Annotated in this window: 20 protein-coding genes; 8 read left to right on the top strand and 12 right to left on the bottom strand. The window is 54.6% G+C overall.

The annotated features are described in order from the left end of the window. Positions 1–182: 182 nt before the first annotated feature. Complete coding sequence (acrD, locus tag FDW98_RS07875; protein WP_096756209.1) at positions 183–3,296, top strand: multidrug efflux RND transporter permease AcrD; 3,114 nt, start codon at positions 183–185, stop codon at positions 3,294–3,296. A 76-nt stretch (positions 3,297–3,372) separates the two neighbouring features. Here the strand turns inward: acrD and ypfM are convergent, their stop codons facing one another. After that, positions 3,373–3,432 carry a protein YpfM gene (gene ypfM / locus FDW98_RS07870; RefSeq protein ID WP_001386977.1) on the bottom strand — a complete coding sequence of 20 codons (60 nt, stop codon included), beginning with the start codon at positions 3,430–3,432 and terminating at the stop codon, positions 3,373–3,375. Positions 3,433–3,820: 388 nt separating this feature from the next. Here ypfM and FDW98_RS07865 point away from each other — a divergent pair, with 388 nt between their 5' ends. Genes FDW98_RS07865 through FDW98_RS07855 form a run of 3 tightly spaced genes read left to right on the top strand, consistent with a single transcriptional unit; the run spans position 3,821 to position 5,545 of the window. Further along, positions 3,821–4,186: an ArsC family reductase gene (locus FDW98_RS07865; protein ID WP_096756208.1), complete on the top strand. Its 366-nt coding sequence runs from the start codon at positions 3,821–3,823 to the stop codon at positions 4,184–4,186. 3 nt (positions 4,187–4,189) lie between these two features. Continuing rightward, a complete protein-coding gene (gene dapE / locus FDW98_RS07860; protein WP_096756207.1) occupies positions 4,190–5,317 on the top strand; it encodes a succinyl-diaminopimelate desuccinylase in 1,128 nt (375 codons plus the stop codon). Between the two features lie 27 nt (positions 5,318–5,344). Then, entirely contained in the window at positions 5,345–5,545 is a 201-nt protein-coding gene (locus FDW98_RS07855) for a hypothetical protein (RefSeq protein WP_096756206.1), read from the top strand. Positions 5,546–5,628: 83 nt separating this feature from the next. Here FDW98_RS07855 and ypfH read toward each other — a convergent pair whose 3' ends face one another. The 6 genes from ypfH to dapA form a co-directional block, all read right to left on the bottom strand. Next, positions 5,629–6,327: an esterase gene (ypfH, locus tag FDW98_RS07850; RefSeq protein WP_096756205.1), complete on the bottom strand. Its 699-nt coding sequence runs from the start codon at positions 6,325–6,327 to the stop codon at positions 5,629–5,631. 73 nt (positions 6,328–6,400) lie between these two features. Next, positions 6,401–8,416, bottom strand: coding sequence for a tRNA(Met) cytidine acetyltransferase TmcA (locus tag FDW98_RS07845; protein ID WP_096756204.1), 2,016 nt, complete (start codon positions 8,414–8,416; stop codon positions 6,401–6,403). Positions 8,417–8,431: 15 nt separating this feature from the next. Beyond that, complete coding sequence (locus FDW98_RS07840) at positions 8,432–9,298, bottom strand: neutral zinc metallopeptidase (RefSeq protein ID WP_096756203.1); 867 nt, start codon at positions 9,296–9,298, stop codon at positions 8,432–8,434. Positions 9,299–9,427: 129 nt separating this feature from the next. Then, positions 9,428–10,141: a phosphoribosylaminoimidazolesuccinocarboxamide synthase gene (gene purC, locus FDW98_RS07835; protein WP_096756202.1), complete on the bottom strand. Its 714-nt coding sequence runs from the start codon at positions 10,139–10,141 to the stop codon at positions 9,428–9,430. Positions 10,142–10,251: 110 nt separating this feature from the next. Next, positions 10,252–11,286, bottom strand: coding sequence for an outer membrane protein assembly factor BamC (gene bamC / locus FDW98_RS07830; RefSeq protein WP_096756201.1), 1,035 nt, complete (start codon positions 11,284–11,286; stop codon positions 10,252–10,254). Positions 11,287–11,302: 16 nt separating this feature from the next. After that, positions 11,303–12,181 carry a 4-hydroxy-tetrahydrodipicolinate synthase gene (gene dapA, locus FDW98_RS07825; RefSeq protein ID WP_096756200.1) on the bottom strand — a complete coding sequence of 293 codons (879 nt, stop codon included), beginning with the start codon at positions 12,179–12,181 and terminating at the stop codon, positions 11,303–11,305. 145 nt (positions 12,182–12,326) lie between these two features. Here dapA and FDW98_RS07820 point away from each other — a divergent pair, with 145 nt between their 5' ends. Then, on the top strand, positions 12,327–12,899 hold the full coding sequence (locus tag FDW98_RS07820) for a glycine cleavage system transcriptional repressor (protein WP_019077363.1): 573 nt from the start codon (positions 12,327–12,329) through the stop codon (positions 12,897–12,899). Beyond that, entirely contained in the window at positions 12,899–13,369 is a 471-nt protein-coding gene (gene bcp, locus FDW98_RS07815) for a thioredoxin-dependent thiol peroxidase (RefSeq protein WP_096756198.1), read from the top strand. The genes FDW98_RS07820 and bcp overlap by 1 nt, the downstream gene beginning before the upstream one ends. A 115-nt stretch (positions 13,370–13,484) precedes the next feature. Here the strand turns inward: bcp and iadA are convergent, their stop codons facing one another. The 4 genes from iadA to FDW98_RS07795 all read right to left on the bottom strand — a co-directional run bounded on the left by iadA (position 13,485) and on the right by FDW98_RS07795 (position 17,013). Further along, positions 13,485–14,648, bottom strand: a complete 1,164-nt coding sequence (gene iadA, locus FDW98_RS07810) for a beta-aspartyl-peptidase (protein ID WP_096756197.1) — start codon at positions 14,646–14,648, stop codon at positions 13,485–13,487. Between the two features lie 11 nt (positions 14,649–14,659). Continuing rightward, entirely contained in the window at positions 14,660–15,121 is a 462-nt protein-coding gene (locus tag FDW98_RS07805) for a YjiG family protein (protein WP_096756196.1), read from the bottom strand. A 1-nt stretch (position 15,122) separates the two neighbouring features. Next, positions 15,123–15,782 carry a nucleoside recognition domain-containing protein gene (locus FDW98_RS07800; RefSeq protein WP_096756195.1) on the bottom strand — a complete coding sequence of 220 codons (660 nt, stop codon included), beginning with the start codon at positions 15,780–15,782 and terminating at the stop codon, positions 15,123–15,125. Positions 15,783–15,948: 166 nt separating this feature from the next. Beyond that, positions 15,949–17,013 (bottom strand): AI-2E family transporter, encoded by a 1,065-nt coding sequence (locus FDW98_RS07795; RefSeq protein ID WP_096756194.1) that lies wholly within the window; start codon positions 17,011–17,013, stop codon positions 15,949–15,951. 227 nt (positions 17,014–17,240) lie between these two features. Here FDW98_RS07795 and bepA point away from each other — a divergent pair, with 227 nt between their 5' ends. Both bepA and arsC read left to right on the top strand, forming a co-directional pair. Continuing rightward, positions 17,241–18,704, top strand: coding sequence for a beta-barrel assembly-enhancing protease (gene bepA / locus FDW98_RS07790; RefSeq protein WP_096756193.1), 1,464 nt, complete (start codon positions 17,241–17,243; stop codon positions 18,702–18,704). Between the two features lie 77 nt (positions 18,705–18,781). After that, positions 18,782–19,141, top strand: a complete 360-nt coding sequence (gene arsC, locus FDW98_RS07785; protein ID WP_096756192.1) for an arsenate reductase (glutaredoxin) — start codon at positions 18,782–18,784, stop codon at positions 19,139–19,141. 33 nt (positions 19,142–19,174) lie between these two features. On the opposite strand, the gene FDW98_RS07780 is transcribed toward arsC, so the two are convergent. Beyond that, entirely contained in the window at positions 19,175–19,876 is a 702-nt protein-coding gene (locus FDW98_RS07780; protein ID WP_212726261.1) for a DnaA inactivator Hda, read from the bottom strand. Positions 19,877–19,895: the final 19 nt, after the last annotated feature.

The raw sequence follows: 19,895 nt of genomic DNA, 5'->3' as shown, positions 1-19,895 counted from the left end.
AACAGCAATGCGCCGTCTGGTCTGCACCCAGTCCAGACGGCGTTGGCACGAAAGGTACGCTGTAAACGCGTATGATAATTTACATTATCTTCTTTTTTTCTCCACGTTTGGCTCGTACCTTGCCGCTACAGTGAAGCAGGTCATACCCACAAATATACGCAGAAACACGAGGTCCCCTTTTAATGGCGAATTTTTTTATCGATCGCCCCATTTTTGCCTGGGTGTTAGCTATCCTGTTGTGTCTCACAGGAACCCTGGCTATTTTTTCGCTGCCCGTTGAGCAATATCCCGATCTGGCGCCGCCGAACGTGCGCGTCACCGCGAACTATCCAGGCGCGTCGGCACAAACGCTGGAAAACACCGTGACCCAGGTTATCGAACAGAACATGACCGGTCTCGATAACCTGATGTATATGTCGTCGCAAAGCAGCGGGACCGGCCAGGCGTCGGTGACGCTCAGTTTTGTGGCAGGGACCGATCCTGACGAAGCCGTACAGCAGGTACAAAACCAACTGCAGTCGGCGATGCGTAAGCTGCCGCAGGCGGTACAGGATCAGGGGGTGACGGTACGTAAAACCGGGGATACCAATATCCTGACTATCGCCTTTGTCTCCACCGACGGCTCAATGGATAAGCAGGATATTGCCGACTACGTGGCGAGTAATATTCAGGACCCGCTCAGCCGTATTAACGGCGTGGGGGATATTGACGCCTACGGCTCTCAATACTCCATGCGTATCTGGCTCGACCCGGCCAAGCTGAACAGCTTCCAGATGACCGCCAAAGACGTCACCGACGCTATCGAGTCGCAAAATGCGCAAATTGCAGTCGGCCAACTTGGCGGTACGCCTTCGGTGGACAAACAGGCGCTGAATGCGACGATCAATGCTCAGTCATTGCTACAAACGCCGGACGATTTCCGCGCGATTACGCTGCGCGTGAATCAGGACGGTTCCGACGTCAAACTGGGCGACGTCGCCACAGTCGAAATGGGCGCAGAGAAATACGATTACCTCAGCCGCTTTAACGGCAATCCAGCCTCCGGCCTGGGGGTTAAATTAGCCTCTGGCGCCAATGAAATGGCGACAGCGAATCTGGTTATCAATCGCCTGAATGAGCTGTCGCAATATTTCCCGCACGGACTGGAATACAAGGTGGCGTATGAAACCACCTCCTTCGTCAAAGCGTCGATTATCGACGTGGTAAAAACGCTGCTGGAAGCCATCGCGCTGGTCTTCCTCGTCATGTATCTGTTCCTGCAAAACTTCCGTGCGACGCTTATCCCAACCATCGCCGTCCCGGTGGTGTTAATGGGCACCTTCTCCGTGCTCTACGCCTTTGGCTACAGCGTCAACACGCTGACGATGTTTGCGATGGTGCTGGCCATCGGCCTGCTGGTCGATGACGCCATTGTGGTGGTGGAGAACGTCGAGCGCATCATGAGCGAGGAAGGTCTCTCGCCGCGTGAAGCCACGCGGAAATCGATGGGGCAGATCCAGGGTGCGCTGGTGGGTATCGCCATGGTGCTGTCCGCGGTATTTATCCCGATGGCCTTCTTCGGTGGCACCACCGGGGCGATTTACCGCCAATTCTCGATAACTATCGTCTCGGCAATGGTGCTGTCGGTGCTGGTGGCGATGATCCTGACCCCGGCCCTGTGCGCCACATTGCTCAAGCCGCTGCACAAGGGCGAACATCATGGTCAGACCGGGTTCTTCGGCTGGTTTAACCGCATGTTTAACCGCAATGCTGAACGCTATGAAAAAGGCGTTGCCCGAATTTTACATCGCAGCCTGCGCTGGATCCTGATCTACGGCTTGCTGCTCGGCGGCATGGTATTCCTGTTCCTGCGCCTGCCAACCTCGTTCCTGCCGCTAGAAGACCGCGGCATGTTTACCACCTCGGTACAGCTGCCCAGCGGTTCCACGCAGCAGCAGACGTTAAAAGTGGTGGAAGAAGTCGAGAAGTATTATTTCACCCATGAAAAAGACAACATCATGTCGGTCTTCTCAACCGTCGGCTCTGGCCCTGGTGGGAACGGGCAGAACGTAGCGCGCATGTTTGTCCGCTTAAAAGACTGGGACGATCGTGACGCCACCACCGGCACCTCATTTGCCATTATCGAACGCGCCACCAAAGCGTTTAACCAGATTAAAGAGGCGCGCGTATTTGCCAGCAGCCCTCCGGCCATCAGCGGCCTGGGTAGCTCTGCCGGTTTTGATATGGAGTTGCAGGATCACGCCGGTGCGGGTCATGACGCGTTAATGGCCGCACGGGACAAACTGATAGAACTTGCCGGGAAGGACACCTCTCTCACCCGCGTACGTCATAATGGCCTCGACGACAGCCCGCAGCTGCAAATTGATATCGATCAGCGCAAAGCACAGGCGTTGGGGGTTTCTATCGATGATATTAACGACACGCTGCAAACGGCCTGGGGCTCCAGTTACGTCAATGACTTTATGGACCGCGGCCGTGTGAAAAAAGTCTACGTGCAGGCGGCGGCGAAATATCGCATGCTCCCTGACGACATCAACCTGTGGTACGTGCGCAACAATAGCGGTGGTATGGTGCCGTTCTCGGCGTTTGCCACCTCGCGCTGGGAAACCGGTTCACCGCGTCTGGAACGCTACAACGGCTACTCTGCCGTCGAGATCGTCGGCGAAGCCGCGCCCGGCGTCAGTACCGGGACGGCAATGGACGTGATGGAATCGCTGGTGCATCAGCTTCCGACCGGATTTGGCCTCGAATGGACGGCGATGTCTTATCAAGAACGGCTCTCGGGCTCTCAGGCCCCTGCCCTGTACGCTATTTCGCTGCTGGTGGTGTTCCTGTGTCTGGCGGCACTGTACGAAAGCTGGTCGGTACCGTTCTCCGTCATGCTGGTAGTGCCGTTGGGGGTGATTGGCGCGCTGCTGGCGACCTGGATGCGCGGTCTGGAAAACGACGTTTATTTCCAGGTCGGGCTATTAACGGTTATCGGGCTGTCGGCGAAAAACGCGATATTAATTGTTGAGTTCGCCAATGAAATGAATGAAAAAGGACACGATTTGCTCGACGCCACACTGCACGCCTGTCGTCAGCGTTTACGTCCAATTTTAATGACCTCACTGGCGTTTATCTTCGGGGTGCTGCCGATGACCATCAGCAGCGGCGCAGGCTCCGGCGGCCAGCATGCGGTAGGGACCGGCGTGATGGGCGGAATGATATCCGCCACTATTTTGGCCATTTACTTCGTGCCGCTGTTTTTTGTGCTGGTACGCAGGCGCTTCCCGCTGAAGCCACGCCCGGAATAATCAGGGCACAAAAAAGGCGACTTATTATGAGTCGCCTTTTTTTATCCCTTGCGGGATCAGGATGTCTGCCAGAAATTTATTTACGAAGCATGACTTCGATAAAGTCTTTCCAGTTCCCCAGTTCACGTTCAATCATAACAACCTCTCTTATTATTATGGGCATTCTACGGAATCATCATCATTAAAAGAAGACAATTTAACCAATGGTTGTGATTGCATCCTCCCGTGTGTGGGGTGTATGTCATCACTATGCGCTATACCCATAAATTTTATGTGACTTACGGCAATATTTTGAAATATTCATACATAATCTACGACTTTACCAATTCTGATGGAAAAACAGTCGGATGCAAAGCGGTAAATTCTGAATTTCACGCCAGCCGAGGTTCTGGAACTTTCAGGAATCATTATTCACTGTTGTTCAACAATGTTATATTTTTCTATAACGATTGAGTGACACTATGTATTATCTGCAATAACACAGATTAAGAATAAATATTCAAATTACGTCAATAAGGATTCAAATGGTCACCCTTTACGGCATTAAAAACTGCGATACGATTAAAAAAGCCCGACGCTGGCTGGAGGAACGAGGTATTGAGTACCGCTTCCATGATTATCGCGTTGACGGTCTGGATAACGCACTCATGCAGTCTTTTATCAACGAGTTAGGTTGGGAGGCGCTGCTCAATACGCGCGGAACCACCTGGCGCAAACTGGATGAAACCACGCGGAGCCACATCACCACTGCGGACGCCGCCGCCGCGTTGATGATTGAAATGCCTGCAATGATCAAACGCCCATTGCTCTGCGCACCGGGTAAGCCTATGCTGCTGGGTTTTAGTGAATCCAGTTATATGCAGTTTTTTAATGATTGTAATGAGGTGTAGTCTATGTCGTGCCCGGTTATTGAGCTGACACAGCAGCTTATTCGCCGTCCTTCTCTGAGCCCGGATGATGCCGGGTGCCAGGCGTTAATGATTGAGCGCCTGCGCGCGGTAGGTTTTACCGTTGAGCGAATGGATTTTGGTGACACACAGAATTTTTGGGCATGGCGCGGACACGGTGAGACGCTGGCGTTTGCCGGTCACACCGACGTCGTGCCTGCCGGCGATGTTGATCGTTGGATCAATCCGCCATTTGAGCCAACAATTCGCGACGGCCTGCTGTTCGGACGCGGCGCTGCGGATATGAAAGGATCGCTGGCGGCAATGGTTGTCGCGGCAGAGCGTTTCGTCGCTCAGCACCCTAACCATAAAGGCCGTCTGGCATTTTTAATCACCTCTGATGAAGAAGCCAGCGCGAAAAATGGCACCGTGAAGGTGGTTGAAGCGCTGATGGCCCGCAACGAACGACTGGACTATTGCCTGGTCGGCGAGCCATCCAGTACCGAAATCGTCGGTGATGTGGTCAAGAACGGGCGTCGGGGTTCACTAACCTGCAACCTGACGATTCACGGGGTTCAGGGACACGTGGCCTATCCGCATCTGGCCGATAACCCTGTGCACCGCGCTGCGCCAATGCTGAATGAACTGGTAGGCATTGAATGGGATCAGGGTAATGAATTTTTCCCCGCGACCAGCATGCAGATTGCCAATATTCAGGCAGGAACCGGCAGCAATAACGTCATCCCCGGCGAGCTTTTTGTCCAGTTCAACTTCCGGTTCAGCACCGAACTCAACGATGAGATGATCAAATCGCGGGTGCTGGCGCTGCTGGATAAGCATCAGCTGCGTTATACCGTCGACTGGTGGCTTTCCGGTCAGCCGTTCCTGACGGATCGCGGTAAACTGGTGGATGCAGTGGTCAACGCCATTGAGCACTATAATGAAATTAAACCGCAGTTACTGACTACAGGCGGGACATCCGACGGGCGCTTTATTGCCCGCATGGGGGCGCAGGTAGTAGAACTTGGGCCGGTCAATGCCACCATTCATAAAATTAATGAATGTGTTAATGCCGCTGACCTACAGCTGCTTGCCCGTATGTATCAACGTATCATGGAGCAGCTCGTCGCCTGATGAGCGTTCCTGCAAGAGGAAATGAGCATGGACTTGCTGGCAAAGTATTGGTGGATTTTAGTACTGGTTTTTCTGGTAGGCGTACTGCTGAACGTAATCAAAGATCTCAAGCGCGTTGACCATAAAAAATTTCTCGCCAATAAACCGGAGCTTCCCCCGCATCGTGACTTTAACGATAAATGGGATGATGACGATGACTGGCCGAACAAGGATCAGCCGAAGAAATAACCGCAGTCCCATAGGCCCGGTAAGCGTTAGCGCCACCGGGCATTAAGTGCCGGATGGCGACCTCGCCTTATCCGGCCTACGGGCTAGATCATCTCAATCACATCATCATCGTGGGGCTTACCGCCGCTCAGTGCTTCATCGAAGTAGTGCTTCGGAACGGTAAAACGCAAATGATCGAGTGCATATTGCATGCTGCGATCGTCAATGGCGTGGCCGAGATCCTCGACGATATCCAGCGTCACATCCCCTCCGGCACGAATTAATGCTTCCTGCGCGGCAACGGCGTGAGACAGTTCGATCACCCGGTCTTCCCCGCCGTGAATCAAATGCACCGTTGTGGCGGTCGTCGCCACCTCCGGCACGCTGGCGTAGCGGCCATTGAAGGCAATCACCCGCGATGCCAGCCCCGGTTCGGCCTTGATACTCTCAAGCGACATAATCGCCCCCTGCGAAAAACCAATCAGCGCGGTAGCCTGAGGGGAAACGCCGCTCTGTTGTTGCCAGTAGCGTACGATGTCGATAAACACCGGCATGATGGCATCAACCCGCTCCTGACGGTTCTGTTCCGTCACGCCCTGCACTGAAAACCACTGTCGGCCACCGGTGGAACCGTAAGGCTGTGCCCCACCGATACTGACAATCAGCGCATCGGGGAACAGCGGTGCAAACCAGGAACCAATTTCGCCCATGGCAACCGGGTTATCGCCGACGCCATGAAACAGCAGCAGCAGCTGTTGCGCGGGTTTATCGGGACTTTGAACAACAAAATGGTCATGTTTCATGGCGATCTCCTTAACTGATAAGAGTAATTCTACGCCGCTTAATCGCAATGACCATGCTAGGAAATTGAAGAAGTCAGTGAAAAAATTGCCATTGCATAATGCGATTCTGTAGCTGTTGCGTCCTGACCGCATCGATCTGGGCCAACGCCTGCGCCGCTTCAGCCCGCTGAACCAACAACAGAGTTTTACGTCCGGACACCTTCAGTCGCTGGCACAGTTCAGCGTCGCCGCATCTCTCGTCGACACGTCCGCGCAATGCCGGAAGAGGTAGCTCGCTGCGCTGGAGCAGACGACTCAGACAGCCTAACGACGTGAGCAGCGGCCGATGCGCAAAAGCAAATCCAGCCAACGCCTGCCAGTCGTCATCATTAAGCGTAGTCTCTTTCAGCGGCACGACCGGGATCGCCTCATCGTTCCACTGTGCCAGAACGTCAGCATCCCGACGCAGGCGCAGGTGTTCGGTTGCGGCGAGGCGTTTTCCCGCCTCGCTTATCGGCAGCAGTGCCATCGCGGTGTAGCAGCCGCTGCTGGCCTCCCGATGATTCCCCATCCGCACCAGCACAAAGCCGCAGCGCTGCCAGAAACGCCATAGCTCACTCGTATAACCAAAACTGACCGACAGATAGTCACACTGCGTGGAATAGTAATGAGCCTGCTCGATTAGCCGTTGCCCAATACCTTCCCGCTGGCGGGCGGGATGAACCGCAATACGGCTTACCCGACGTCCAACGAGCGTCGCCGCCTGTGGGTCACTGCCGTGCGCGGCCAGTGATTGCGCCACCAGGTTTCCTCTTGGACGACGATAACCTGCCCAGACGGCCTGGCTAAGTTCAGCGGATAAGCCGCCTTCATCCACCAACCAGACGGCCCCCGCCACCGCGTCAGCCGCCGATGCCTGCAAAAAATGCTGGCCAGGCGCGTCCATCATTCGGCGCAAATCCAGCGGAGACGTGCGGTAATGCGCCCCGGAGAGCAGCCGGTATACCGCCAGCGGCAGATGCGGATTGCTATGCCAGGCCGTCGACTCAAAGGTGGAGAAGTGGATATCGCCTTGAGGGGGATGCAAAAAAGTGTCGTCGTCGAACACCAGCGCCTCGCTGACGGTTTGTTCCAGCGGACACCCCTGAGCCCACCTGATGGGCTGCTGCAGTTCATAACGCAGAAGATGGGGGAAACGCGCGCAGAACTTCAATAAGAACCCTCTGCCGGTTCCCTCGTAGCCCTGAACGGTGGTAGTCAACAGCACACGTGGAAAACGCGAAACCAGCTGATGCAGCAACGGGGCGGGAATAGCGGCCGCTTCATCCACAATCAGCCAGTCAGCGGTTTCGCTGCCGGTGAGTAACGCATCTGGCGCCATAAAGCGATAACGTTCTCCGGCAAACTGCGCCAGCACATCCGTCGCCGCTTTTGCCGGGGCGGTAACAATGGCGCTTGCATTCATGCGTGATATCAACTGCCCGGCCAGCGCGGATTTACCCCGACCTCGCGCGGCGGTTACCGCTGCCACGCCGGGCGGCATATCCAGCAGTTGCTGTAAAATGACCGCCTGCTCTGGCTGAGGCTCGCCGTTAGCTGGCTGCCAGCGAGCGCGTGCGGGAAAATGTCCAGGCGCAAACGGCTGATGCTGTTGCCAGTGCAGGGTTTGTCCGTCACGGGTCATCACCCGTTGAAAGTGTTCGACAAAGTGCGGCGTAGGGATAGGTTCGGCGCAATCGCTCCAGCGCAATGAATCCACATCAGGATGCGTTTGCCAGGTCAGCCAGGGGGGCGTCAGCAGCACCAGCCAGCTTCCGGCACGCAGCGTGCCGCTTAGGGCGGCAAACGCCGCAGCGTCAAATCCCTGACGGGCATCAAAAACCGCATGGCGAAACTCACGCCCCAGTAACGTTTGTAGCGCTTGCGGCGTGCAGTACGGTTCAGTGGGAGCCGTTGCCCCCACCCAAAGCCAGTCGCCGGGTAATGTGTTGCGTAGCGCGAGCGCCCGCTCCTGAGGCCACAGACCCTCGCCGCTAATAATCAGCAGGCGACGGATGCCTTCCCGGGCCATGTGTTCAGTTAACGCATTCAGTGCGGTGTTATCGGACATCCCTGCCTCAGGATCTTAAATGCCTTTGCCAAAAGTATTGCATTGCGCCGGGTCGCCGCTATCAAAACCGCGTTTGAACCAGCTATAGCGCTGTTCAGAGGTACCATGCGTAAAGCTGTCCGGTACCACGCGTCCCTGCCCCTGCTGCTGCAGGCGATCGTCACCAATTGCCTGGGCGGCGTTCAGCGCTTCTTCCAGATCGCCCGTTTCCAGCACGCCCTGCTGCTGCATACTGTTGCCCCAGACGCCAGCAAAGCAGTCAGCCTGCAGCTCCATACGCACGGAAAGACGATTCACTTCCGCCTGCGAGGCATTCTGCTGCGTCTGGCGAACTTTCGGTTCTATGCCTAGAAGTTTCTGCACGTGGTGGCCAACCTCATGCGCAATGACATAGCCCTGAGCAAAATCACCGTCAGCGCCGAGCTTACTTTTCATGTCGTCATAGAAGGAGAGATCGATATAGACCGTACCGTCAGCCGGGCAATAAAATGGCCCCATCACCGACTGGCCCTCCCCGCATCCGGTTCGCGTCGCGCCACGGTACATCACCAGCTTAGGCTGCTGATAGGTGCGGCCCATTTTTTCAAACTGCTGGCCCCAGGTGTCTTCGGTCGTGGCGAGGATCACCGAGGTAAATTTGGCCGCTTCATCATCATTCGGACTGATGGAACGCGTGGATTGCTGCTGCGAAACAGGTTGGCCGGTCATTAACCCGGTGAGATCGACGCCATAATAGCCGGCCACAAGGACCACAATCAGCAGGATGATGCCGCCTTTACCACGTGGCAAACGAAAACCCGGCCCGCCCATAGACGGTCCGCCGCCCGAACGGTTACGTCTGTCTTCTACATTGTCGCTTTCGCGACGCCCTTGCCAGCGCATAATCACCTCAACTTTTTATTCATTATGATGATGATCGTAGGCGGTTCGGAACAGGATTACCATAAGAAAGAGTAATCAAACCAGGGGGGAATTGATGAGCCGGAGAGCGATCGCCGGCTCAGGAAGGGATCAGTCTAACTTCACACCCAGGCGATGTGCGACAGCTTCATAGGCTTCGATCAGGCCGCCCAGACTCTGGCGGAAACGGTCTTTGTCCATTTTATCCAGCGTTTCTTTGTCCCACAGACGGCTACCGTCCGGAGAGAATTCGTCGCCCAGAACCACTTCACCTTTATACAAACCAAACTCGAGTTTGAAGTCGACCAGGATCAGACCCGCGTCATCAAACATTTTCTTCAGCACGTCGTTGGCTTTGTAGGTCAGCTCTTTCATTCGTGCCAGATTCTCTTTGCTCACCCAACCAAACGTTTCGCAATAGGACTCGTTAATCATTGGATCGTGCATAGCATCGTTTTTCAGGAACAGATCAAACAGCGGCGGATTCAGTTCAATACCTTCCTCAACGCCTAAACGCTTCACCAGGGAACCTGCCGCGCGGTTACGCACCACGCACTCGACCGGGACCATCTCCAGTTTTTTCACCAGACATTCGGTATCGGATAGCAGTCGCTCCATTTGGGTCGGAATGCCCGCTTCTTGCAGCTTGGTCATAATGAAATGGTTGAACTTATTGTTCACCATGCCTTTACGATCGAACTGTTCGATGCGCGCGCCATCCCCTGCTGACGTATCATTGCGGAATTCGAGCACCAACAGGTCCGGGTTTTCCGTGCTGTATACGGTCTTCGCTTTACCACGATACAGCTCAGCTTGCTTTTGCATCTTTATTACTCCTGGGTGTGAAATAACGATAAATATTGCGTTTTTCTGCTGACGCACACGTTTGCGTATCATACCAGAAAAAAGGGCTGGAGTTATCCAGCCCTTGATTTTTACTTACTGAATGCTGCCTGGAAGACGGCGACCAGCGCGTCGTTCTGGCTTTGCGTCAGGGTATGTCCCTTCGGATCGATAAACTGCAAGCTGCTGCGGTTGTCTAAATCACCGACCTGCAGTTTGTAGTCGCCGGATACGAGACCCGGATCGCTCGCGCCCAGTTCCTGCCAGTTGCTATCGGACAGCGGTTTGTAGGTTACGGCGATGCTGCCCTGAGAACGAGTACTGTCGGTCACTTTCATGCCCACTTTCTCAAGTGCTGCTGGCAGACGCTGCCACACCACGTTGAACGGTCCGCGTACCACCAGCATCGGCAAGCCGGTGTCATCGGCGGCGCTCTGAACATCCATAGTGGCGGCAGAGCGGCTCTGCGCGGCATTCGCGGCGTCGGTGGCGGTCTTATCCAGACCCGCAGAGATAACGTTCATCATCTCAGCGCTGTAGCGCTGCATTGATGCAGCATCTGCCACCGGCTTACCGGCCTGCTCGAGGTTAACCAGTTTCACCGTTACCGCCTGCTGATAGCCCTGCGGTTTAACCGAGATTTGATAACGTCCGCGATACTGCTCGTCTTCATCAAGACGGTTCCAGTCAACCCAATCGGTCGTCAGCGTCTGACTGGTATCATCACGTTTGGTAATGGTGTAGTTTTTCGCCTGAATCACGCTAACGACCTGCGGCCACAGCGTGTTACTACGACCTTTCTCCACCAGCAACGTTGCCGTATCACCTGCGATCTGGGTACGTGCACCGCTAACCAATGCCAGCGGTTGAGCCGGTGGACGAATATCCAGCGCTTTACCAACAGCACCGCTGCCGTTGGTTACCGGGATGGTATAATCACCGGTTGTTACCGGCAGAATCATCCCAGCTGGCGCATGAAGCTCAGCAAGCGGTGCGGCCTCCAGATAGGATTCATCACCGCTCACCTGGCGCTTATAGCGCGAGTCAGAACTACAGGCCGCGAGCAACATAACTAGCGAAACACCCGCAACCTTGGCCAGGCGCGATTTTTGTACTGAGTAAGCCATCAAATCTCCCTAAACTTTACAGCAAACCGGCATGCTTAAGCGCCGCTTTGACGATATCACGAGCATTGTCCGTGATTGGCGTCATCGGCAGACGCAGCGTATCGGTTGCCACAAGACCCAATTCCTTACATGCCCATTTCACCGGGATAGGATTGGGTTCGACAAATAGTTTGTTGTGTAACGGCATCAAACGCTGGTTAATCACCCGCGCCTCGGCAAAACGCCCTTCTGCCGCCAGTTTGCACATTTCAGCCATTTCACGTGCCGCTACGTTAGTGGTAACGGAAATCACGCCATGACCACCGAGCTGCATAAAGTCCAGCCCGGTCGCGTCATCACCGCTGAGCAGAATAAAATCGTCTGAAACCAGCTCTTTGATCTGGTGAACACGACTTAAGTTCCCTGTGGCCTCTTTGATAGCGACAATATTTTTTACTTTCGCCAGACGACCCACGGTCTCCGGCAGCATATCGCAGCCAGTACGGGACGGCACATTATACAGAATTTGTGGCAAGTCAGTATGTTCAGCGATGGCTTTGAAATGCTGGAACAAACCTTCCTGCGTCGGGCGGTTGTAGTAAGGCGTCACCGTCAGGCAGCCGACAATACCGCTGTCGTTGAAACGCTGCGTCAGACTAATGGCTTCTGCGGTCGCATTGGCGCCGGTTCCGGCAATCACCGGAATACGCCCGTCGGCCAGTTCCAGCGTCATCATCACCACATCGCCATGTTCATCATGACTCAGCGTGGCGGACTCACCGGTAGTGCCAACCGAAACGATCGCCGAGGTGCCGCTGGCGACATGATAATCAATCAGTTTTTTCAGGCTCGACCGGCAGACTTTACCTTTCTCATCCATCGGCGTAATAAGCGCGACAATACTTCCCGTGAACATGGGCCATCCTCTGTGCAAACAAGTGTCTCAATGGTACGTTTGGTACGACAATAAAAGCAAGCGACCAGAGCCCTTCTGATTGTTGTATGCATGTTTTTTTTATGCTTTCCTTATAATTACCTCACCGCTCAAAGGAAGAACAGGTTTGACATCGTCATCGCAACACTATCTGGTCATTACTGCGCTGGGTGCCGACCGCCCAGGAATTGTGAACACCATCACTCGTCATGTCAGCAGTTGTGGCTGTAATATTGAAGACAGCCGACTGGCCATGCTGGGTGACGAGTTTACATTTATCATGCTGTTGTCTGGTACCTGGAATGCCATCACCCTGATTGAATCAACCTTGCCGTTGAAAGGCGCAGAGCTGGATTTATTGATTGTGATGAAGCGTACAACCGCACGCCCCCGCCCGGCGATGCCCGCCACGGTATGGGTTCAGGTTGATGTCCCTGACTCTCCCCATTTGATTGAGCGCTTTACCGCCCTTTTCGACAGTCATCAAATGAATATTGCCGAACTGGTTTCGCGCACCCAACCGGCGGAGAACGAAAAGGCTGCCCAGTTGTTTATTCAGATTACCGCACATAGCCCTGCGTCACACGATTCGGCAAATATTGAGGATGCGTTTAAAGCACTCTGTACAGAACTCAATGCGCAAGGCAGTATTAACGTCGTCAATTACTCACAGCATGATGAACAGGATGGAGTTAAGTAATGAACCCACTGAAAGCCGGTGATATCGCACCGAAATTTAGCTTGCCGGATCAAGACGGAGAACAAGTAAATTTAACCGACTTCCAGGGACAGCGTGTTCTGGTTTATTTCTACCCGAAAGCCATGACGCCCGGCTGTACCGTACAGGCCTGTGGCTTACGCGATAACATGGATCAGTTAAAAAAAGCCGGCGTGGAAGTGCTGGGTATCAGCACCGATAAACCGGAGAAGCTTTCCCGCTTCGTGGAGAAGGAAGTGCTTAACTTCACGCTCCTGTCCGATGAAGATCACCAGGTTTGCGAGCAGTTTGGCGTCTGGGGAGAAAAGTCATTTATGGGTAAAACCTATGATGGCATTCATCGCATCAGCTTCCTGGTGGATGCTGACGGCAAGATTGAACATGTGTTTGATGATTTCAAAACCAGTAATCACCACGACATCGTGCTGAAATGGGTGCAGGAAAACGCCTGATTTATTTTTGCCGGATTAAGCCTGATGGCGACGCTACGCGTCTTATCAGGCCTGGATCCGCGCAAGTCCGTAGGCCGGATAAGGCATTTACGCCGCTATCCGGCATCAACGTCGTTTACTCAAACGTCGCTTTAACACACGCTTTTTTCTCTTTCACCACCGCGTTGCCCTTCGCCCACAGGTGGTAAACCTCCAGCGCGTCGTTGAGCACCAGAATGTCCGCATCGCATCCAACCGCCAGACGTCCTTTATGCCCAAGTCCCAGAAACTCCGCCACCGTGCGCGTGAGCGGACATAATGCCTGCTCCAGAGGAATGGCATGAACCGTCACCAGTTGGCGCAGCGTGTGTGCCAGTGATTCAAATCCGGCCACACCAATCCCCGTCAGATTGCCCTGTTCATCAAACTCCGGCTGGCTGCCGTTACCGTCTGAACTCAAGGTAATCCGCGACAGTGGTACGTCGCTGCGCAGCGCGGTCGCGATGGCCGTTGCCGGATCCACGGGCTCATCGATACTGCTGGTAATGTCGATATACCCCCCTTTGCGGGCATAGGCTAAGGCGGCCTCAAACAGCGGTTCCGCGCGGTTAACATGCGTTGGCAGCAGTTTGGTGATCGGCACATCTGAATGCGCGAGGACGTCATACAGCGGCTCCAGCATGCGCGGGCTGTCACCCATATGGAAGACGCTAATCCCCGGCTTCTGCCCTAATAATCCGCCAACGCGCGACTGCGCCGCCATGTTCGCCAGCACCGCGGTATTCGGGGCTGATGAGCGATGGTCTGAAATCGCACATTTCACCCCTATCACCTTGTCGATCAGCGCTACATCGCGCTCAATACTGCCGGTAATGGTCGGGGAAGGTAACGAATACGCGCCGGTGAGCATCCAGGCACTGATGCCTTCATATTCCAGTGCTCGGGTTTTCGCCAACAGCGACTCCGGATGACGGGTAATTCCGTCGGTACCCAGCAATCCCACCACTGAGGTGATACCCGCTTCAACCAGACGTGACAGACGCACTTCCGGTGTGCGGGTGTGGGGGCCGGCCTCCCCGCCACCGCCAATCAAATGAACGTGCTGATCGATAAACCCCGGACAAACAATGGCACCCTCGAGATTGATACACTGACAGCCGGGAAAATCGTCTGCCAGGATAGACGGCGCGATGGCGACAATTTTTCCGCCCACGACCAGAATATCTTGTTGCCCCAAATCGTCAGGCGCGTAAACGTGTCCGCGCTGGAACAGCGTCAGACCAAGAATTGAACAGTTCATAACCTTCCTTGTCAGGTAATTACCTGCATAACCCAAATAGAGAGCAGCGCATTAATCACGCATACCGCAATAATAAGCGGATAATAGCGAGGATGAACCCCCGCAGTCCCCAGACAGCGTCCGACATTTTGCACTGGATTCCCCATCAGGTAGATGGCCGGTAGCAATACCGTCGCATCATGTCCCGAAAGGGTTCCGGCGACAACCAGACTGGCGCAAACGCCAACGCCGCCGCCCATACTCATCACCGCCGCCAACAGCACGGTGGCAGATTCCCCCGGCAATCCCCACAGCGCCATAACCGGTTCGCACACCCGGCCGACGACGTCGAGCAACCCCGTTACCTTTAGCGCCTGAATAATCACAAACGCCATCACCACGTTCGGTAACAGGCTGGTGGTGGCAATGGTAAACCCGCGCCTTGCGCCATCGATGAACATATCCATGACATTTTTACGTACGTGTGTTGCCATCTCAGGCCTCCTGCTGCGTACGGCGATTTTCAAGCTGCGCGATCCACAGCCGTAGCAGGTTCGCGCCGACAAATTTGAAGACCAGGATCACCGCCAGTGGCGTTATCACCGGAACGGTAACCATCGTAAACAGCGCCGCGCCTGAGGAAAAATAGTTGGTGATACACGCGCTACCGCTGGTTTGCCAGCAGGCAAAAATAGCGCGTTCCTGCTCGGTGATAATCCCCTCTTCCGCCAGCTCTTTGGTCATTCCGGCTGCGGCATCGGTATTTTGCACATTCGCAATCAGCGCCAACGAGCAAATACCCGGAACGCCGAGTAAGGGGCGCAGGACCGGCGTCATTAGCTGCTGCGCCGCGCGCAACCCTCCCAAGCCTTCGGTAATGGAGATGATGCCAAGTGACAGAATGACGGAGGGCGCCAGTTCCAGCGCAAATAAAAAGCCATCTTTTGCGCCCATCCCGCCGGCACCGCGAAACGAGACCGCCGTCTCGCCTGCCACGTTTATCTGCCCAAATGCGCCGTTGAGAACGGTGAAATCGAACACCCGCCACCAGTCGGTACTTTTCGAAAACATGCCGGAAAAAAGGATAATAGTGACGAAAAAGGCGAGATAGCCAACCCATCCCGCTTTTTGTTGCGTGTGCGTGTTGTGACCCATTTTTTTCTCCTGTTGGTCTTATTCCTTGTGTGACAAAAAGACATCACATTGGTCAAGTTAAAGGCTAATACGGAGAAAAACGACACCCAGGAAGATTATTCAGAAAGTGTGTATAGAGGTCAGACAAGTTCTGGCCCGGCGGCATTGCACCGCCGGGCGCCAGGGTCTATGACTCGTCAATCGTCTGACCATCCGGCCAGGCATGGACGACTGCTTTGATTAACGTCGCCAGCGGAATAGCAAAGAATACGCCCCAGAATCCCCACAGCCCGCCAAAAATCACCACCGACAGAATAATCACCAGTGGATGCAGGTTTACGGCTTCGGAGAACAGTACTGGGACCAACAGATTGCCATCCAGCGCCTGAATGATCAGGTACACGGCAAAGCAGCTCCAGAACTCGGTCCCGAGACCAAACTGGAACAGCGCCACGCCCACCACCGGGATGGTCACCACGAAGGCACCGATATACGGGATCAGGACTGAAAAACCGACCAGTACAGCCAGCAGCAAGGAGTAGTTGAGGCCAAACAGCAGGAAGCCCAGCCAGGTGGCGACGCCTACCACCACCATTTCCAGCACTTTGCCGCGAATATAGTTGGTGATTTGCTGGTTCATCTCTTTCCAGACCTGCCCGGCCAGTCCACGATTACGCGGAAGTACCCGACGTACGGCATTCAGCATCTGGCTTTTGTCTTTCACCAGGAAGAACACCATTAGCGGAACGAGAACCAGATATACCGCCAGCGTCAGCAATCCGACCAGCGAAGCCAGCGAATATTTCACCACGGAATCGCCCATATTGAGCATTCGCGCGCGCATATTCTCTGCCATCGCATCAATGATGCCGGCATCCATCAGCGCCGGATACCGTCGCGGCAAGGTGGCGGCAAAATCAGACAGCTTGTTAAGCATGCCGGGCATATCACGAATCAGGTAGATCCCCTGCTGCCACGCGACCGGCATTACCACAAACGCCATCAGCAGCAGAATACCGACGAACACCACCAGTACAATGGATGTCGCCCAACGCCTTGAACAGCCGATATTTTCCAGCCGCACGGTGGGCCATTCCAGCAGATAAGCCAGCACAATGGCAACCAGCAGCGGTGCTAACAGCCCACTAAAGAAGAAAAGGATGCCAAAACCGGCAACCAGAATAATCAGCAAGGCAATAGCCTCAGGGTCGCTAAAGCGGCGGCGATACCATTGCATCAACATTTCGAGCATAAAACCCTTCCATGAACCTCAATAGCGGGATTGCGATCCCGAATTGTATCGAAATGTCACAAAAAAGACTTCGCTTTTTATAGCGGTTTACGCAAAGTGAAAAGACATTTTTCCTGGGTGTTCATCGTCGAATTTCGCAGTTACACTCCCAAAGCTGTCTGAGGGTGAACGATACTTCACAGCATGGGTCAAATGGCTATCTCAAAAAAGAATACAGGACAGAGGTTATGTTCAGGCAGTTGAAAAAAAACCTGGTTGCTACCCTCATTGCTGCACTGACCATCGGTCAGGTCGCGCCCGCATTTGCTGACACTGCGGACACCCTACCGGATATGGGAACCTCAGCAGGGAGCACGCTTTCCATCGGGCAGGAAATGCAGATGGGCGACTATTACGTACGTCAGCTGCGCGGCAGTGCGCCGTTAATTAACGACCCTTTGCTGACCCAATACATTAATTCTCTGGGGATGCGTCTGGTCTCACACGCGGACTCCGTCAAAACCCCCTTCCATTTCTTTTTGATTAATAACGATGAAATAAACGCCTTTGCCTTCTTTGGCGGCAACGTTGTGCTGCACTCTGCGCTTTTCCGCTATTCCGATAACGAAAGCCAGCTGGCGTCGGTCATGGCGCACGAAATTTCTCACGTCACGCAGCGCCACCTGGCACGCGCCATGGAAGACCAAAAGCGCTCGGCCCCGCTGACCTGGGTGGGGGCTCTGGGTTCTATTCTGTTGGCGATGGCCAGTCCGCAGGCGGGGATGGCAGCACTGACCGGTACGCTGGCCGGCACCCGTCAGGGGATGATCAGCTTTACGCAGCAAAATGAACAGGAAGCGGACCGTATCGGTATTCAGGTCCTGCAACGCTCAGGATTTGATCCGCAGGCTATGCCGACGTTTCTGGAAAAACTGCTCGACCAGGCGCGCTATTCCACGCGCCCGCCTGAAATTCTGCTGACACACCCCCTGCCAGAAAGCCGTCTGGCGGATGCGCGTAACCGTGCTAACCAGATGCGACCGACGGTGGTGCAATCCTCGGAAGATTTTTACCTGGCAAAAGCGCGAACCCTCGGCATGTATAATTCGGGTCGCAACCAGTTGAGCAGCGACCTGCTGGATAACTGGGCAAAAGGCAACGTCCGCGAGCAACGGGCGGCGCAATATGGCCGCGCGTTACAAGCAATGGAAGACAGTAAATACGACGAGGCGCGTAAAGCGCTACAGCCGCTGCTGTCTGCCGATCCGAACAATGCCTGGTATCTCGACCTGGCGACCGATATCGATCTCGGTCAGAAGAAAACCGGCGATGCAATTAATCGCCTGAAAAACGCCCGCGACCTGCGCGTTAATCCGGTATTGCAGCTTAACCTGGCGAATGCCTATTTACAGGCCGGTCAGGCCAAAGAGGCCGCTACCATCCTGAATCGTTATACGTTTAATCATAAGGATGACGGCAACGGCTGGGATCTGTTAGCACAAACGGAAGCAACGCTGAATAACCGCGATCAGGAACTGGCGGCGCGCGCAGAAGGCTATGCGCTGGCGGGACGTCTTGACCAGGCCATTTCTATGCTCAGCAGCGCAAGTTCACAGGTGAAGCTGGGAAGCCAGCAGCAGGCAAGGTACGATGCCCGTATTGACCAGCTACGCCAGCTGCAAGAGCGCTTTAAACCGTACACGAAGATGTAACTATTGAATACTTGCCGGATGGTGACGCTGTTGCGTCTTATCCGCCATCCGGCAGTTTTGCTATGCAAGGAGAAGTCATGTCAGACGCGATTAAAATCTACCATAACCCACGTTGCTCAAAGAGCCGTGAGACACTGGAACTACTGAAGTCCAACGGCGTGGAGCCGGAAGTAGTGCTGTATCTCGACACTCCCGCAGACGCAGCCACTTTGCGTAATCTGCTGCAGATGCTGGGCATGTCCAGCGCGCGTGAGCTGATGCGCCAGAAAGAAGATCTCTATAAATCGCTCAACCTGGCGGACGAGACTCTGAGTGAAGAGGCGCTGATTCAGGCGATGGTGGAAAACCCGAAACTGATGGAACGTCCGATTGTGGTGGCCAACGGTCAAGCGCGAATTGGGCGTCCGCCGGAGCAGGTGCTGGATATCGTCGGCTAATGTGATGCACCGCAGTCTTTCCGGCTGCGGTGCTTACAGCTTCAGAATCTCTTTGACGAACGGAATGGTCAGCTTGCGCTGAGCGGTGATCGACGCATGATCCAGCTCATCCAGGGTCATAAACAACGTGCGCATTTCGCGATCCAGACGCTTTAGCAGGAAGCGGCCCACATCCTCCGGCAGTTCGAATCCGCGCAATCTGGCGCGTAATTGCAATGCCTGAAGCTTATCTTCATCCGAGAGCGGCTGAAGTTTGTAGATTTGCCCCCAGTCCAGACGAGAAGCCAGATCCGGCAGTCCGAGATTAAGCTGTCTTGGTGGACGATCGCCAGTGATCAGCAGGCGCGTTTTCCCTGATTCCAGAATGCGGTTGTAGAGATCGAAGATCGCCATTTCCCACAGGGAATCCCCGGCCACGCATTCGATGTTATCAATGCACACCAGCGAGAGATGTTCCATGCCATCAAGCACTTCCGGTACGAACCACGTACGCTTATCCAGCGGGACATAGCCGACGGCATCCCCGCGCTGAGAAAGCTCGGCACAGGCTGCGTGCAGCAAATGACTACGGCCCGCGCCTTCACGCGACCAGAGATAGATATACCCGCTATGTTCCTGACGCAGCACGTTTTGCAGCGCGGCCAGTAAAGAGGAGTTATCCCCCGGCCAGAAACTTGCGAAGGTTTCATCGTCAGGAAGATAAAGTGGCAAAGAGAGCTGTGCCGGTGTGTTCAGAGATACCTCAACCCAGGAT

This window comes from Citrobacter sp. wls711 (assembly GCF_005281055.1).
GTDB lineage: Bacteria > Pseudomonadota > Gammaproteobacteria > Enterobacterales > Enterobacteriaceae > Citrobacter > Citrobacter gillenii.
Note: the sequence above shows the minus strand (reverse complement) of the source record. Positions and strands in the feature narration are given on the sequence as shown.